Source organism: Streptomyces millisiae, assembly GCF_031845425.1.
Lineage (GTDB): Bacteria > Actinomycetota > Actinomycetes > Streptomycetales > Streptomycetaceae > Streptomyces > Streptomyces millisiae.
The window spans coordinates 25878-40386 of sequence record NZ_JAVREM010000029.1; the positions used below are offsets into that span (position 1 = coordinate 25878).

Below are 14509 nucleotides of genomic sequence, written 5' to 3' on the forward strand. Positions count from 1 at the left end.
GAGAAATTCTCGGCATTCTCAAAAACGCTTCCCGTGGCCTCTCCGTGATCAATACCGCGTCATTTGTATGGTCTGGATTTGGGGATCCCTTGGGGTTACCTTTAAGTGCACTCCAATGACCAGGGGTGCTTGACCAAACGACTGGGGGTCGTCATGTTGGATGTCACGGAAAGTCAGGAGAGAGGGAGTGTCACCGGTCGCGTCACGGTCGGAATCGGGAACGGCGTCGTCCGCCTCGGCGTCGAGCGGATGCTCCAACTCATGCCCCGGGAGCCCGAGATAAGCACCAGGTCGGGCCTGGCCGGCGCGCTGGACTCGGGCCTCCACGCGGGCGACGTGCTGATCGCGCTTCTCAACGAGGTGGACGAGGACTCCGCCAACGAGCTGCGGGACACCGTGGCCCGCGGCGTCGGCATCGTCCTCCTCGTCGAGGAGGGTGACCTCTTCGATTTACCGAAGGTCATGGGGCTCCGTGCCGGATTCGTCAGGGCCAGCAGCGTCAACGAGTACAGTCTGCGCAAGGCGGTGGCCGCCGCGGCGAACGGCGGTGCCGCGATCCCGGAGGAACTCGCCTCCGATCTGGTGCGTTTCGCGGGCCGACACAAGGCACCACCACAGGTCCGACTGAGGCTCACCCCACGGGAACAGGAAGCCCTGGTTCTCATGGTCGAGGGCATGAGCAACAAGCAGATCGCCCGCGGTCTGCAGATATCGCAGAACGGCGCGAAGCGGCTGGTGGCCAACATCCTGGCGAAGATGGACTGCAACAACCGCACGCTCGCCGTTTCGAGGGCTCTCAGGGAGGGCCTGTACGAACGTTATGCGCACGCCCGACAAGCGGCGCCGTAGCGCCTCGCCGCCCCGCCCACCCCGTCACGCCGAGGACCGGTCCCCGCCACCCCACCGGGCGGGGGCCGGTCGACGTTTCGGGCGCCCGGCGGACCGGCCCGCCGGACCGGGTCAGGCCGAACCGCCCCTGCGGGTGGCGCGCAGGAACTCCCGGTTCATCGTGGTGATCGAGGACAGCGGGATGCCCTTGGGGCACACCGTGGTGCACATGCCGGTGACGGTGCAGCCGCCGAAGCCCTCGGCGTCCATGGTGTCGATCATGTCGAGCACCCGGCTCTCGCGCTCGGGGGCGCCCTGCGGCAGGGAGTTGAGGTGCACCACCTTGGCCGAGGTGAACAGCATCGCCGAGCCGTTGGGGCAGGCGGCCACGCAGGCGCCGCAGCCGATGCACTCGGCGTGCTCGAACGCGGTGTCGGCGGCCGGCTTGGGCACCGGGGTGGCGTGCGCCTCGGGGGCGCTGCCGGTCGGCGCGGTGATGTAACCGCCGGAGCCGATGATGCGGTCGAACGCCGACCTGTCGACCACCAGGTCCTTGACCACCGGGAAGGCGGCGGCCCGCCAGGGCTCGACGTCGATGGTGTCGCCGTCGCTGAAGCTGCGCATGTGCAGCTGGCAGGTGGTGGTGCGCTCCGGGCCGTGCGCGTCGCCGTTGATCACCATGCCGCAGGCGCCGCAGATGCCCTCCCGACAGTCGTGGTCGAAGGCCACCGGCTCCTCGCCGCGCAGGATCAGCTGCTCGTTGAGGGTGTCCAGCATCTCCAGGAACGACATGTCGGGGGAGACGTCGGCCACCTCGTAGGTGGTCATGGCACCGGGGGACTCCGGGTCGCGCTGCCGCCAGATGCGCAGGGTGAGGTTCACGCGTAACTCCGTTGCGTGGGGTGGACGTACTCGAAGGTGAGGGCTTCCTTGTGCAGCACGGGCGCCTGTCCCGTGCCGGTGAACTCCCAGGCCGCCGCGTAGGAGAACTCCTCGTCCCGGCGGGCGGCCTCGCCGCCCTCGGTCTGGCTCTCCTCGCGGAAGTGGCCGCCGCAGGACTCGGTGCGGTGCAGCGCGTCCAGGCACATCAGCTCGGCCAGCTCCAGGTAGTCGGAGATCCGGTTGGCCTTCTCCAACGACTGGTTGAGCTCCTTGCCGTCGCCCGGCACCCTCACGCGGCGCCAGAACTCCTCGCGCAGTTCGGGGATGCGGCCGAGCGCCTTGCGCAGCCCGGCGTCGTTGCGGGCCATCCCGCACTCGTCCCACAGCAGTTCGCCGAGCTCCCGGTGGAAGGAGTCGGGCGTGCGGTCGCCGTTGTTGGACAGCAGCCGGTAGAGCCGGTCGGTGACCTCGAACACGGCGTCGGTGACGGCCGGGTGGTCCTCGGCGACCTCCTCGTGCGGGTGCCGCGCCAGGTAGTCGGCCAGGGTCGAGGGGAGGATGAAGTAGCCGTCGGCGAGCCCCTGCATGAGGGCCGAGGCGCCCAGCCGGTTGGCGCCGTGGTCGGAGAAGTTGGCCTCGCCGATCGCGAAGAGCCCCGGGATGGTGGTCTGCAGGTCGTAGTCGACCCACAGGCCGCCCATCGTGTAGTGGATCGCCGGGTAGATTCGCATCGGCACCGTGTACGGGTCCTCGGCGGTGATCCGGGCGTACATGTCGAAGAGGTTGCCGTACTTGGCCTCCACCGCCGGGCGGCCCATCCGGGCGATGGCGTCGGCGAAGTCCAGGTACACGCCCTGGCCGCCCGGGCCGACGCCGCGGCCCTCGTCGCACACGTTCTTCGCCGCCCGGGAGGCGATGTCGCGCGGCACCAGGTTGCCGAACGACGGGTAGATCCGCTCCAGGTAGTAGTCGCGCTCGTCCTCCGGGATGTCGGCGGGGGCGCGGTCGTCGCCCGGGCGCTTGGGCACCCAGATGCGGCCGTCGTTGCGGAGCGACTCGCTCATCAGCGTCAGCTTGGACTGGTGGTCGCCGGAGCGCGGGATGCAGGTCGGGTGGATCTGGGTGAAGCAGGGGTTGGCGAAGTAGGCGCCGCGCCGGTGGGCGCGCCAGATGGCGGAGGCGTTGGAGTTCTTCGCGTTGGTGGAGAGGTAGAAGACGTTGCCGTAGCCGCCGGTGGCCAGCACCACGGCGTCGGCCAGGTAGGTGTCGACGCGGCCGGTGATCAGGTCGCGGGCCACGATGCCGCGGGCCCGTCCGTCGACCACGATCAGGTCGAGCATCTCGGTGCGCGGCCGCATCTCCACGTTGCCCGCCGCGATCTGCCGGGAGAGCGCCTGGTAGGCGCCGAGCAGCAGCTGCTGGCCGGTCTGGCCGCGGGCGTAGAAGGTGCGTGAGACCTGCACGCCGCCGAACGAGCGGGTGTCGAGCAGGCCGCCGTACTCGCGGGCGAACGGCACGCCCTGGGCCACGCACTGGTCGATGATCTCCACCGACACCTGGGCGAGGCGGTGCACGTTGGACTCGCGGGCGCGGAAGTCGCCGCCCTTGACGGTGTCGTAGAAGAGGCGGTGGACGGAGTCGCCGTCGTTGCGGTAGTTCTTGGCCGCGTTGATGCCGCCCTGGGCCGCGATCGAGTGGGCCCGGCGCGGGGAGTCCTGGTAGCAGAACTGCAGCACGTGGTAGCCCTGTTCGGCCAGGGTGGCGCCGGCGGCGCCGCCGGCGAGGCCGGTGCCGACCACGATCACGGTGTGCTTGCGGCGGTTGGCCGGGTTGACCAGCTTCGCCTCGAAGCGGCGGCGGTCCCAGCGTTCGGCGATCGGTCCCGACGGCGCCCTGGTGTCCTGGATCGGGTCGCCCGTCGTGTAGTCGAGGTAGCTGAGGGAGTCGCTCATGGTCGTCACTACTCCACGATTCCGGTCATGACGCCGACGGGGACGGAGAGGAAGCCGACGGTCAGCAGCAGGGCGAGGCCGTTCGCGACGCCCTTCAGCAGGCGGTCGCGGCCGCGGCCGCCGGCGCCGAGGGTCTGGGCCGCGGCGTGGAAGCCGTGCCTGATGTGCAGGCCGACGGCGAGCATGGCGACGACGTAGATGACGTTGCCGTACCAGGTGCTGAAGGCGGCGACGATGTTCTCGTAGGGGCGGCCGGCCTCACCGTTGGGGTTCACCGTGCCGGTCGTCAGGTCCAGGATGTGCCAGACCAGGAACAGCGCGATGATCACGCCGCCCCAGCGCATGGTGCGGGTGGCGTAGCTGGTGCGCGCCGAGCGGTGCTGGTACTTGACGGGCCGGGCGGCGAGGTCGCGGCGGCTGAGCTGGTAGGCGGCCGTGCCGTGGGCGACGACGGCGGCCAGCAGGGCCACCCGCGCGATCCACAGGAACCACTCGTGGTGCAGCACCGGCTCGCCCACGGTGCGCAGCCAGTGGGCGTAGCCGTTCATCTCGTCGGGGCCGAAGAAGACCTTGAGGTTGCCGGCCATGTGGACGACCAGGTACAGCAGCATGATCGTGCCGCTGACGGCCATCACCGTCTTCTTGCCGACCGTGGAGTGCCAGAACCTGGCCGGCGCGGACGACGGCCGGCGGCGCTGGGGGGTCTTCGGGGGAGTCGGCGTGCGTGTCGCCAGAGCCATGTGATCGACGGTAGGAGAGACCCACGGAATCAGTCCAAGACATAGATCGGCTGCTTTCGATAGGCGATGTCTATCGTGCCGCCGTACGATTCCGGTCATGCAGCTGCAGCAGCTCCGCTACTTCACGGCCGTCGCCGAGACCCGGCACTTCACGCGCGCGGCCCGCCGGGAGCACGTCGCCCAGCCCTCCCTCTCCCAGCAGATCCGGTCGCTGGAGCGGGAGCTCGGCGCCGAGCTGTTCTCCCGGGCCCGCGGTCACATCACGCTGACCGACGCGGGCGCCGCGCTGCTGCCGCTGGCCCGCCGGATCCTGGCCGACGCGGAGACGGCCCGCCGCGAGGTGCAGGAGGTCGCCCAGCTGCGCCGGGGCCGGCTGCGGCTCGGCGCCACCCCGAGCCTGTGCGCCAGCCTGGTGCCCGACGTGCTGCGCACCTTCCGGGACAGCTACCCGGGCGTGGAGCTGAAGGTGCACGAGGACGGCTCGCAGGACCTGGTGCGGATCCTGGCCGCCGGCGACCTCGACCTCGCGCTGATCATCACCCCGCTGACCGCGCAGGGGCCGGCGCTGGCCACCACCGAGCTGCTGCGCGAGGAGCTGGTGGTGATCTCCTCGCCGGCCGAGCCGCCGCCCGGAGCCGGCGGGCGGATCAGGGTCGAGGACCTGCGCGACCAGCCGCTCGTGATGTTCCGGCACGGCTACGACCTGCGCGAGCTGACCCTCGCGGCCTGCCACGGGGCCGGCTTCGAGCCCTCGTTCAGCGTGGAGGGCGGCGAGATGGACGCCGTGCTCGGCTTCGTGCGCGCCGGCCTGGGTCTCGCCGTGGTGCCCAGCATGGTGGCCGACCGCTCGGGGCTTCGGGCCACCCCGTTCGCCCCGCCCGGGCTGCACCGGACGATCTCGGTGGCGCACCGGGGCGACGTCTCGCCGCCGCGGGCCGCGCGTGAGCTGCAACGCATTCTCATGAGCCACCGCGGCCGGTTCCCGTATCTGGGATAGCATCCCGAATATGGGAGACACTTTGGAGGACCCGATCGACCGGCGGCTGGCCGCCAGGCTCGGCGAACTGCGCCGCGAACGCGGCCTGACCCTGGACGAGCTGGCCGCCAGGTCCGGCGTCAGCCGGTCCGCGCTCTCCCGCCTGGAGCGGGCCGAGATCAGCCCCACCGCCGCCCAGCTGGGCCGCCTCGGCACGGTCTACGGCCTCACCATGTCCCGACTGCTCGCCGAGGTCGAGCGGGAGCCGCCCCAGCTGCTGCGCGCCGACCAGCAGCCGGTCTGGCGGGACGAGGCCACCGGGTTCACCCGGCGCTCGCTCTCCCCGCCGCACCCGGGGCTGCGCGCCGAACTGGTCGAGGGCACCCTGCTCGCCGGCGCGACCATCGACTACGACGCGCCACCCGTCGCCGGTCTTGAGCACCATCTGTGGCTGCTCGCCGGCGAGTTGGAGCTGACCGTCGACGACCGCCCACACCTGCTCGGCCCCGGCGACTGCCTGCGCTACCGGCTCTGGGGCGCCTCCCGCTTCCGCTGCGCGGGGCCGGCCCCGGCCCGCTACGCCCTCGCGGTCGTCCTCCCGTGAAGGAGTCCACACCCATGCGCCACCGTCCGGATCCGGCACTCGTCAGCCTGTCGACCGGAGCCCAACTGCTGCACCACGTCGAGGCGTTGGCCGACCTGCTGGTCGACACCGTGGCCGGCGGCGCCTCCGTCGGCTTCCTGTCGCCGTTCGAGCACGCCGAGGCCGCGGCCTGGTGGGCCGCCCAGGCCCCGCTCGTGGCCGACGGCCGACAGACCGTCTGGATCGCCAACGATGCCGGCGGCCAGCCGCTCGGCACCATAAGCCTGGTCAGGGCCGACAAGCCCAACAGCCGGCACCGCGCCGAGATCGTCAAGCTCATGGTGCGCCGCGACGCCCGCGGCCGGGGCGTGGGCGGCGCGCTGCTCGCGACCGCCGAGGCCGCCGCGCTGGCCGAGGGCCGGACCCTGCTGATGCTGGACACCGAGACCGGCAGCCCCGCCGAGGCGCTGTACGCGCGGCGGGGCTGGACCAGCATCGGCGTCGTGCCGGGCCACGCGGCCGCCCCCTCGGGCGAGCCGCGGCCCACGACCTTCTTCTACAAGTCGCTCTCCGCCTGATCCCGCGCCGCCGACCGCTGCTCGACCGCGATGCCGGCCAGCGCCAACAGGCCGCCGGCCACCAGCGCCAGCGGCAGCAGCATCCACACGAACACCGCGCACATCAGCCAGGCGAACGCCAACAGCACCGACCCGGCCGGATCGCGCACCGCGCCCTCGGCCGACTCCCGCACCAGCGAAAGCGGTTCGGCCCGCTCCGGGCGCCAGCCGGCGGCGGCGCGCAGCACCACCACCCCAAGCGCCGCCATCATCAGCGGCGTCACCAGCAGCAGGCCGCCGGCGCCCGGCAGCACGTCGGCCTGCGCCAGCGACAGGTTCCACAACAGCACGAGCGCGGCCACGGCGGCGGCCAGGCCGGCCGCCCACAGCGAGCGGCAGGCGGCCGCGAAGTCCCGCAGCAGGTCCGCCACCCGCACGCTGTCCCCCGACAAGTGCCGCCGCAGGTGCGCGGCGCCCGCGGCGAGCGCCGGCAGCGCGGTGACCACCGGCAGCGCGAGCACGGCCACCAGCACCCCGACGATCACCACCTCGCCGAAGAGCGCGAGGCTCGCGCCAAGCCGCTTCCCGCCGCTCCGCCCCGCCACGGCACTCATCCCTTCAACCCCTGGGTGGCCACACCCTCCACGATGTACCGCTGGAAGAGGATGAAGAAGATCATCACCGGTGCCAGCGCCAGCACGGCCGCCGCCATCTGCGCCCCGTAGTCCGAGACGCTGGTCTGGTCGGTGAACTGACGCAGCATCAGCGGCAGCGGGTACTTGTCCGGGCTGCGCAGGTAGATCAACGGCGCCAGGAAGTCGTTCCAGCTCCAGATGAACGCGAAGATCGACGACGTCGCCAGCACCGGACGCATCAGCGGCAGCATGATGGCCGAGAAGATCCGCAGGTGCCCGGCGCCGTCGATGCGCGCCGACTCGTCCAGCTCGCGCGGCAGGTTCCGCATGAACTGCACCATCAGGAAGACGAAGAACGCCTCGGCGGCCAGGAACTTGCCGACCAGCAGCGGCAGGTACGAGTCCGTCCAGCCGATCTCGTTGAACATGATGAACTGCGGGATGATCACCACGTGGAACGGCAGCAGCAGGGTGCCGATCATCAGGCTGAAGAACAGCCCCCGGCCCGGGAAGTCGATGCGGGCGAAGGCGTAGGCCGTCACCGAGCACGACAGGCAGACGCCGACCACCGAACCGACGGCCAGGAACAGCGAGTTCCCGAAGAACGTCCAGAACGAGATGCCGCCGATGCCGTCCAGCGCGTTCCTGAAGTTGTCCAGCGTGGTGTTGTCCGGGATCAGCCCCGTCTCACCGATGATCTGGTTGGTCGGCCGGAAGGACGACAGCAGCATCCAGACGCCCGGGTAGAGCATCACGATGGCGATCGCCCAGACCGCGGCGTGGAACACCACGGTCCGCCCGACCCGCCGCCGCTTGGCCCGGCGGCGTGACGTCTCGTGCTGCTCAGTGAGGGTGGTTGTGCTCATCGGCCCTCTCCGGTGTAGTGGACCCAGTAGCGGGAGGTCCTGAAGAAGATCAGCGTGATGACGCCGACCACGATCACCAGGAGCCAGGCCATCGCCGCCGCGTAGCCCAACTGCCCCTGACCGAAACCGCGCTGGTAGAGGTAGAGGGTGTAGAACAGCGTCGAGTTGGCCGGGCCGCCACGGCCGCCGGAGATGATGAACGCGGAGGCGAACACCTGGAAGGAGTGGATCGTCTCCAGCACCAGGTTGAAGAACAGCACCGGCGAGAGCATCGGCAGCGTGATCCGCGTGAACTTGCGCCACGGACCCGCCCCGTCCACCTCGGCGGCCTCGTACAGCTCACCCGGGATCTGCTTGAGGCCGGCCAGGAAGATGACCATCGGCGCGCCGAACTGCCAGACCGTCAGCAGGACCATCATCGGCATCGTCTTGCCCGGGTCGCCGACCCAGCCACCCTGCCAGGTGCCGAAGAAGTCGCCGACGTCGTCGACGATGCCCTGGTCGTTGAACATCGCCTTCCACACGATGGCGATGGAGACGCTGGCCCCGATCAGCGAGGGCGCGTAGAACATCGACCGGTAGGGGCCCTGGCCCCGGCGGCGGTTGTTGAGCAGCATGGCCACGCCGAGCGCGGCGGCCAGCTTGATCGGCGTGCCGACGATGGCGTAGGTCAGCGTGACCTGGACCGAGTCCAGGAAGCGCGGGTCGTCGAACAGGCGGGTGAAGTTCTCCACGCCTATCCACTCGCCGCCGCGGATCGGGTGGAAGTCGGTGAAGGCCAGGTAGAGCGAGGCGATCATCGGCCCCGCGGTCAGGGCGATGAAGCCGAGCAACCAGGGCGCCAGGAAGGCGTAGCCGGCCCGGGTCTCGGCGGCCCGCCGCGACGGCCGCCGGTTCTGCGGCCGTCGCGGGGGCTTGCCGACCTGAGCGGACCGGGTCGCCTCATGGGTGATGGTCATGAGGGGGTTCCGTTCGGTGAATCGGTGTCACACGGGTCACATGGAGTCGACGCCGGTCAGGAGGTCACCAGGAGGTTGGACGCCTCGGAGAACCAGCGCTCGACGAACTCGTCCACGGAGATCTGCCCGTACTGGAACTCCTGCGAGAGGACCTCCACGTACTCGGTCTCCAGGGCACCGAAGCCCTCCGGCTGGAACGGCACGGTCGCGGTGGCGTAGCCCTCGTCACGGACGCGCTGCTCGTACTCGATGACCCGCTGGTCCAGGCTGCCCTCCTCGACCTCCAGCGCCTCGAGCCGGGTCTGCGAGGACGGCACGCCCAGGTCGGTGCCGATGATCTGGCCCGCCTCCGGGTCGTTGATCAGGAAGTCGATCAGCGCGGCGGCCTCCTCGGGGTGGGCCGTGTTGGCGCCCATCGCCAGCTGCATGGTCGGCTTGAAGAACATGTGCTTCTGGCCGTCGGCCCCGGTCGGCATCGGCATCAGCTGGATGTTGTCGCTGCCGAGGTCGTTGCTGTAGCCGCTGATGAAGTTGTCCCAGTGGAACTCGACGGGCGCCTCGCCGCTGGTGAACCCGCCCTTGGGCAGCAGCTGTTCGCCGCGCTCCAGCGGGAAGAACGCGTCGCCGCCCGCGGCCTCGCGAACCGGGTCGGCGCTGCTGATGAAGTCGCGCATGTCGTCCTCGGTGAAGTTCATCTCGCCGGTCTCGGAGAACGGCTCGATGCCCTGCTGGACGAGGTACTGCATGAAGAACCACCAGGTCATGGTGTAGTCGCCACCGCCGTACACCCGGGGGTCGCGGTCCGCGCCGGCCTCGCTGGCCGCCACGACGAAGTCCTGGTACTCCTCCCAGGTGTAGTCCCAGTCGGGCAGCTCGACGCCGAGTTCCTCCACCAGGTCGGGGTTGACCATCAGCGCGAGGGTATTGGAGCCCGTGGGAATGGCGACCAACTGTTCATTGGTGCGGCCCGACTCGAGCAGACCCTCGTCGATCGTCGAGGTGTCGATGCCGTTTCCCTCGAATTCGGTGAGGTCGTACAGCAGACCGTTGTTGGCATATTCCAGCAGTCGCGAGACGTCCATCTGCAGCACGTCAGGGAGTTCGCCCGAGGTGGCGTCGGTGCTGCGCTGGGTCCAGTAGTCCTGGAACTCGGCGAAGCTCGTCTGGACCGTGATGCCCGGGTTCGCCTCCTCGAAGAGATCGATGGCGGCCTCGTAACGCTCGGACCGCTCGTCGCTGCCCCACCAGGTGAAGTTGAGCGTCACGTTCCCGCCGTCGCCACCGTCATCGCCCCCGGAGCCGCAGGCGGTGAGGGCCAGCGAACCGGCCAGGGCGAGAGCGATGCCGCTCGTCGCGGTCTTTCTGATTGACATAGGAGCCTCCCTGCTCTGTCAATGTGGAACTACACTCCGGAGGCGGTGGCTTGGCCCTTTTCGGCTCCGGCGCCCGGCCGAAGTGAATCGTTACAATACCTGCGGGTCCCCACCCGGCAACCGGATCGCGGATAACTTTTCAGAAACGTCGTCGTGACCCGGCGAAACATGGATCGACTGCTGGACAACTACGAGATCCATCGGAATAGCGGTCGGCCATTCCGACCGGCCGGCTCCGCCCTCGTGAGGGAAGAGAACCGGCCGATCGGAAAGGCTATTCAGTTGAGTCTGGACATTCAGTGCCGGGCCGTGTAGCGGATGTTCGGCCGCGGTTGCCGATCAGCCATCCCCTCCCCGATGAAGTAGCTCGGATGCGGCGGCTGGTTGTACGCCACGTTCTGCCAGGCCACCGCGAGCCGGTACTGCGGGTCGTGCATCAGCGTCCGCAACCGCAGCTCCGTCTCCTCGGTCGTCGTGTAGACCCGCAGCGCGGAGTCGTCCTGGGCGCGGTAGACGACCTCCTCGCGCCAGTCGCCGTACAGGTCCGCCTGAAGTACCGGGGTGCCCTTGGTGTAGTTGTTGGAGTAGACGCCGTCCGGCTGGAAGACCACGCGCTGCTCGCCCGACTCCCAGTCCCACTCGGCGACATAGGGCCGACCGGCCGGATCCACACCCTCCACGAAGTCATGGTCGAGGATCTCGCGCAGCGGATCGCCGTCCCACCAGATCATGAAGTTGGCCGAGGGAATGTCCGTGCCGATCAACGTGCCGTCGGCGCCCCGGAGTTGACCCTCGCGTGAGTTCCACGCGCCGGTCGCGGTGACCGCCCAGCTCTCGGCGCCCTCGTGCCTCGGGTCGATGTCGCCCACGGCGCCGCGGCCGGTGTCCCTGGTGCCCGGCAGCTCGTGGATGATCTCGCCGGTGGCCGCGTCCCTGAACGTCGCGCCCCGGTTGCCCGAGGCCGACATGGACTCGTGCGGCGCGAACACCTCGAGCCCCGGCCGGTCCGGCGCGAAGTCGCCGACGTGCAGCGCGTCCCCGTGCCCGAGCCGGGTGTTGTACAGCGGGGAGCCGTCGTCGTCGATCGTCATCGAGCCGTAGACGATCTCGTCCCTGGCGTCCCCGTCCACGTCGGCCACCGAGAGGTTGTGGTTGCCCTGCCCCTCGTACTCACGACCCGCCTGGGCCGAGTCGAAGGTCCAGCGGTGCTCCAGGCTCCCGCCGTCGAAGTCGTAGGCGGCCAGCACCGTGCGCGTGTAGTAGCCGCGCGCGAACACCACCGACGGGTGCTCGCCGTCCAGATAGGCGACGCCCGCCAGGAACCGGTCCACCCGGTTCCCGTAGCAGTCGCCCCAGGAGCAGGTGTCGCCGCGCGGCGGCGTGTACTCCACCGTGTCCAGCGCGGCCCCGGTCGCGCCGTCGAACACCGCCAGGTACTCGGGCCCGGCCAGCACGTAGCCGGAGGCGTTGCGGTGGTCGGCGGTCGGGTCACCGATGACCGAGCCGGTGCCGTCCACCGTGCCGTCGGCCGTCTTCACCGCCACCTCGGAGCGGCCGTCGCCGTCGAGGTCGTAGACCATCAACTGGGTGTAGTGCGCGCCGGCCCTGATGTTGGGGCCGAGGTCGATGCGCCACAACTGCTCGCCGTCCAGCGTGTAGGCGTCCAGGTAGACGTTCCCCGTGTAGCCGGAACGCGAGTTGTCCTGCGCGTTGCTCGGCTCCCACTTCTGCACGATCTCGTAGCGGCCGTCGCCGTCGAGATCGCCGATGCTCGCGTCGTTGAGGCGGTAGGAGTAGGTGGCGCCGGTCGGGGTCACGCCGTCCGGCGGGCGGTTCACCGGGATCTCCCGGTACTGCTGCTCCCACACCCCGAACCGCTCGGTGCGCTCGGCGACCCGGCCGCCGCGGAGCACCGCCACCTGGTAGACGGAGTCCTCGGTGCCGCGCGGGTCGGTGAGGCTGGTCGCGCCGGTGATCGGGCGACGGGTGATCCGCTCGCCGTCCCGGTAGACGTGGAAGGCGACGGACTCCGGGTCCAGACCCAGCATCCGCCAGCCGACGAAGACGCCGTCCTCGGTCGCCACGGCCACCGGGGCGCGGTCCAGGTTCTCCATCTGGCGCGCCGGGCGGTGCGGCCGGTCGGCGTCCGAGGCGGCCGCCGCCGGGGCCGAGAGGCCGGCCGCGGCCGTGGCGAGGGCGGCGAGCGCCGCGGTCAGCAGCGTGCCGAGGCGGGGCGCGCGCCGAGCTCGCGGGACGGGGGCGGCGGCTCTGGTGCCCATCCGGTGCTCCTTTGCTCGTCGGAGGGTGGCGGTGCGTTCTGCGCTCGGGCCCGGGGCGGGGCGTTTCGGGATGAATCGATTCATTCGAGCGATGGAAAGCGCTCTCATTGCGGGCGAGTCTCGCAATCGCTGATCGGTTCCGTCAAGACTTGTGTGAGCCTGTTGGAACGTTGATGTTTGTTGACGGACGGCGGGCCGGTGCGTCCCGGCCGCCGTCGGGGAAGGGGAGCGGTCAGCCCACCCTGGTGATCACCAGGCCGTTGAGGTGGCCGGTCTGGCCGTAGACGGTGACGCTCAGCTGGCCGTCCCGGACGTCGACCAGCGTGAAGGTCTGCCGGGTGATGGCGTTCGGCGAACCGATCACCTGCCCGCGGTCGCCGCCCTCCAGGACGAAGCCGGAGCGGGAGGAGCCGGCGGCGTCGCCGACGTGGGCGGTCACCGCGTAGGTGCCGTTCGGCGTGTCGGTCCTGAACTCGTAGCGCCCGTCGAAGTAGGCCACGAAGTCGCGCCCGAGGTCGTCGGTGCCGGGGCCGCGGTCCCGGGTGATGAGGCCGGTGGCGTCGGTGAAGCCGTAGCCGCGCTCCGGCGTGTACAGGGTCTCCGGGCTCACCCCGACGAAGCCCTCGGCGACCGGGCTGTCGGCCGGGCCGAAGTCGTACCGCAGGTCGGCGACGCGGGTGGTGAGCCGCAGCCTGGGCGAGGGGGCGGACTGGCCGCGGCCGTTGACCGCGATCACCCGCAGGTCGTAGGCGGTGTCCTCGGCCAGGCCGCCGATGTCGGCCAGCGGGATGGGCGAGGTGGTGGCGAGGGTGTACTCGTCGTCCGGCACGTCGCGCCGCCGTCGCTGGATCCGGTAGAGCTCCGCGCCCGGCACCTCGTCCCAGGTGAGCCTGGCGCCCTCGTGCGAGACCAGGGCCGCGACGGGCGCGGCGGTCGGCCGGTCGGGGCGGTGGCGCGGGGGCGCGGTGTTCCGGACGTGGCGCGCCAGCGGGACGCCGAGCCGGGCCACGTCGAGCGCGATCAGCCGGGCGATCCGGACGGCGCCGTAGTGCTGGAAGTGGGTCTCGTCGATGGTGCCGAACGGGCGGTTGGGGTAGACGCCGGGCGGCACGTGCAGGAAGACCGACCTGGCCTCCTCGATGCCGACCTCGTCCAGGTAGGCGCGGCTCGAGGCGGAGAGGTCGACCAGCGGCACGCCCTCCTCGGAGGCCACCTCGACGGCCTTCGCCACGTACTCGGGGAAGGAGACGTTGAACTTCCCGGTGGCGCGGTTGAAGTCACGGCGCGAGACGGGCGTGACCACCACCGGGACGGCGCCGCGGGCCCGGGCGCCGCCGATGTAGTCGTTGCGCAGGAACTCCTTGTAGTCGGCTGGCGGCGTGTACCGCTCGGGCCGGCTGATCGTCGCGTCGTTGTGGCCGAACTGCACGAACAGGTAGTCGCCCGGCTGGATGACGTCCAGGATCGCCTGAAGCCGGCCCTCGGCGATGAAGCTCCGCGAACTCCGCCCGCCGATGGCATGGTTGGCGACGGTGACGGCGTCCGAGAAGAACTGCCCGAGCACCTCGCCCCAGCCGGCCTGGGGCGCGTAGTAGGGGTCGTAGGTCTGGGCGGTCGAGTCGCTGGCGATGTAGATCGTGGGCCCGGTCCCGGCGCCGGTAGCGGCGCCCGCCGCGTCGGCGGCGCGGGCGGTCCCGGGCAGCGCGAGGCCGGCGGCGCCGGCCGTGGCCGCGCCGGCGAGCGCGGCCCGCAGGACCGTCCGTCTGCGGTGGCCCGTGGGGGGCGTGGCGGCTGTTCCGTCCATCCGTTCACTCCTGTGTGGTTGGTGGCACGGGCTTGCCGACGGGCAGGGCGGATCCCGGGGTGAATCGATTCATAA

General features: G+C 70.6%; 13 protein-coding genes. 4 read left to right on the forward strand and 9 right to left on the reverse strand.

The features are described 5' to 3' along the window. Nucleotides 1-153 precede the first annotated feature (153 nt). Complete coding sequence (locus RNC47_RS20855) at nt 154-849, forward strand: helix-turn-helix transcriptional regulator (RefSeq protein WP_311600961.1); 696 nt, start codon at nt 154-156, stop codon at nt 847-849. Between the two features lie 111 nt (nt 850-960). On the opposite strand, the gene RNC47_RS20860 is transcribed toward RNC47_RS20855, so the two are convergent. The 3 genes from RNC47_RS20860 to RNC47_RS20870 are packed head-to-tail and all read right to left on the reverse strand — an operon-like array spanning nt 961 to nt 4402. Continuing rightward, entirely contained in the window at nt 961-1710 is a 750-nt protein-coding gene (locus tag RNC47_RS20860) for a succinate dehydrogenase/fumarate reductase iron-sulfur subunit (RefSeq protein WP_311600963.1), read from the reverse strand. Continuing rightward, nucleotides 1707-3662 (reverse strand): fumarate reductase/succinate dehydrogenase flavoprotein subunit, encoded by a 1956-nt coding sequence (locus RNC47_RS20865; RefSeq protein ID WP_311600964.1) that lies wholly within the window; start codon nt 3660-3662, stop codon nt 1707-1709. Before RNC47_RS20865 ends, RNC47_RS20860 begins: the two co-directional genes overlap by 4 nt. 8 nt (nt 3663-3670) lie before the next feature. After that, nucleotides 3671-4402: a succinate dehydrogenase cytochrome b subunit gene (locus tag RNC47_RS20870; protein WP_311600966.1), complete on the reverse strand. Its 732-nt coding sequence runs from the start codon at nt 4400-4402 to the stop codon at nt 3671-3673. A 97-nt stretch (nt 4403-4499) separates the two neighbouring features. Between RNC47_RS20870 and RNC47_RS20875 the strand changes: the two genes are divergently transcribed. The 3 genes from RNC47_RS20875 to RNC47_RS20885 are packed head-to-tail and all read left to right on the forward strand — an operon-like array spanning nt 4500 to nt 6539. Continuing rightward, nucleotides 4500-5399 (forward strand): LysR family transcriptional regulator, encoded by a 900-nt coding sequence (locus RNC47_RS20875; RefSeq protein WP_311600967.1) that lies wholly within the window; start codon nt 4500-4502, stop codon nt 5397-5399. A 10-nt stretch (nt 5400-5409) separates the two neighbouring features. Continuing rightward, the gene (locus RNC47_RS20880; RefSeq protein WP_311600968.1) at nt 5410-5982 is read left to right on the forward strand and encodes a helix-turn-helix domain-containing protein; all 573 of its coding nucleotides are present in this window, start codon (nt 5410-5412) and stop codon (nt 5980-5982) included. A 14-nt stretch (nt 5983-5996) separates the two neighbouring features. Then, on the forward strand, nt 5997-6539 hold the full coding sequence (locus RNC47_RS20885) for a GNAT family N-acetyltransferase (protein ID WP_311600969.1): 543 nt from the start codon (nt 5997-5999) through the stop codon (nt 6537-6539). On the opposite strand, the gene RNC47_RS20890 is transcribed toward RNC47_RS20885, so the two are convergent. The 6 genes from RNC47_RS20890 to RNC47_RS20915 all read right to left on the reverse strand — a co-directional run bounded on the left by RNC47_RS20890 (nt 6518) and on the right by RNC47_RS20915 (nt 14434). Next, complete coding sequence (locus tag RNC47_RS20890) at nt 6518-7132, reverse strand: hypothetical protein (protein ID WP_311600970.1); 615 nt, start codon at nt 7130-7132, stop codon at nt 6518-6520. The genes RNC47_RS20885 and RNC47_RS20890 overlap by 22 nt on opposite strands. Continuing rightward, entirely contained in the window at nt 7129-8019 is an 891-nt protein-coding gene (locus RNC47_RS20895; RefSeq protein ID WP_311600971.1) for a carbohydrate ABC transporter permease, read from the reverse strand. The genes RNC47_RS20890 and RNC47_RS20895 overlap by 4 nt, the downstream gene beginning before the upstream one ends. Continuing rightward, a complete protein-coding gene (locus RNC47_RS20900; RefSeq protein WP_311600973.1) occupies nt 8016-8978 on the reverse strand; it encodes a carbohydrate ABC transporter permease in 963 nt (320 codons plus the stop codon). Before RNC47_RS20900 ends, RNC47_RS20895 begins: the two co-directional genes overlap by 4 nt. Before the next feature lie 56 nt (nt 8979-9034). After that, nucleotides 9035-10351, reverse strand: coding sequence for an ABC transporter substrate-binding protein (locus RNC47_RS20905; protein WP_311600974.1), 1317 nt, complete (start codon nt 10349-10351; stop codon nt 9035-9037). A 296-nt stretch (nt 10352-10647) separates the two neighbouring features. Then, nucleotides 10648-12630 carry a rhamnogalacturonan lyase gene (locus RNC47_RS20910; protein WP_311600975.1) on the reverse strand — a complete coding sequence of 661 codons (1983 nt, stop codon included), beginning with the start codon at nt 12628-12630 and terminating at the stop codon, nt 10648-10650. A gap of 232 nt (nt 12631-12862) precedes the next feature. Next, nucleotides 12863-14434 (reverse strand): GDSL-type esterase/lipase family protein, encoded by a 1572-nt coding sequence (locus RNC47_RS20915; protein ID WP_311600976.1) that lies wholly within the window; start codon nt 14432-14434, stop codon nt 12863-12865. Between the last annotated feature and the right edge of the window lie 75 nt (nt 14435-14509).

What these genes read in the sequence shown, in the direction of transcription:
- RNC47_RS20870 (WP_311600966.1), bottom strand. Translation starts at nt 4,402, where the DNA reads ATGGCTCTGGCGACACGCACGCCGACTCCCCCGAAGACCCCCCAGCGC.
- RNC47_RS20905 (WP_311600974.1), bottom strand. Translation starts at nt 10,351, where the DNA reads ATGTCAATCAGAAAGACCGCGACGAGCGGCATCGCTCTCGCCCTGGCC.
- RNC47_RS20865 (WP_311600964.1), bottom strand. Translation starts at nt 3,662, where the DNA reads ATGAGCGACTCCCTCAGCTACCTCGACTACACGACGGGCGACCCGATC.
- RNC47_RS20915 (WP_311600976.1), bottom strand. Translation starts at nt 14,434, where the DNA reads ATGGACGGAACAGCCGCCACGCCCCCCACGGGCCACCGCAGACGGACG.
- RNC47_RS20895 (WP_311600971.1), bottom strand. Translation starts at nt 8,019, where the DNA reads ATGAGCACAACCACCCTCACTGAGCAGCACGAGACGTCACGCCGCCGG.
- RNC47_RS20855 (WP_311600961.1), top strand. Translation starts at nt 154, where the DNA reads ATGTTGGATGTCACGGAAAGTCAGGAGAGAGGGAGTGTCACCGGTCGC.
- RNC47_RS20875 (WP_311600967.1), top strand. Translation starts at nt 4,500, where the DNA reads ATGCAGCTGCAGCAGCTCCGCTACTTCACGGCCGTCGCCGAGACCCGG.
- RNC47_RS20890 (WP_311600970.1), bottom strand. Translation starts at nt 7,132, where the DNA reads ATGAGTGCCGTGGCGGGGCGGAGCGGCGGGAAGCGGCTTGGCGCGAGC.
- RNC47_RS20885 (WP_311600969.1), top strand. Translation starts at nt 5,997, where the DNA reads ATGCGCCACCGTCCGGATCCGGCACTCGTCAGCCTGTCGACCGGAGCC.
- RNC47_RS20910 (WP_311600975.1), bottom strand. Translation starts at nt 12,630, where the DNA reads ATGGGCACCAGAGCCGCCGCCCCCGTCCCGCGAGCTCGGCGCGCGCCC.
- RNC47_RS20900 (WP_311600973.1), bottom strand. Translation starts at nt 8,978, where the DNA reads ATGACCATCACCCATGAGGCGACCCGGTCCGCTCAGGTCGGCAAGCCC.
- RNC47_RS20880 (WP_311600968.1), top strand. Translation starts at nt 5,410, where the DNA reads ATGGGAGACACTTTGGAGGACCCGATCGACCGGCGGCTGGCCGCCAGG.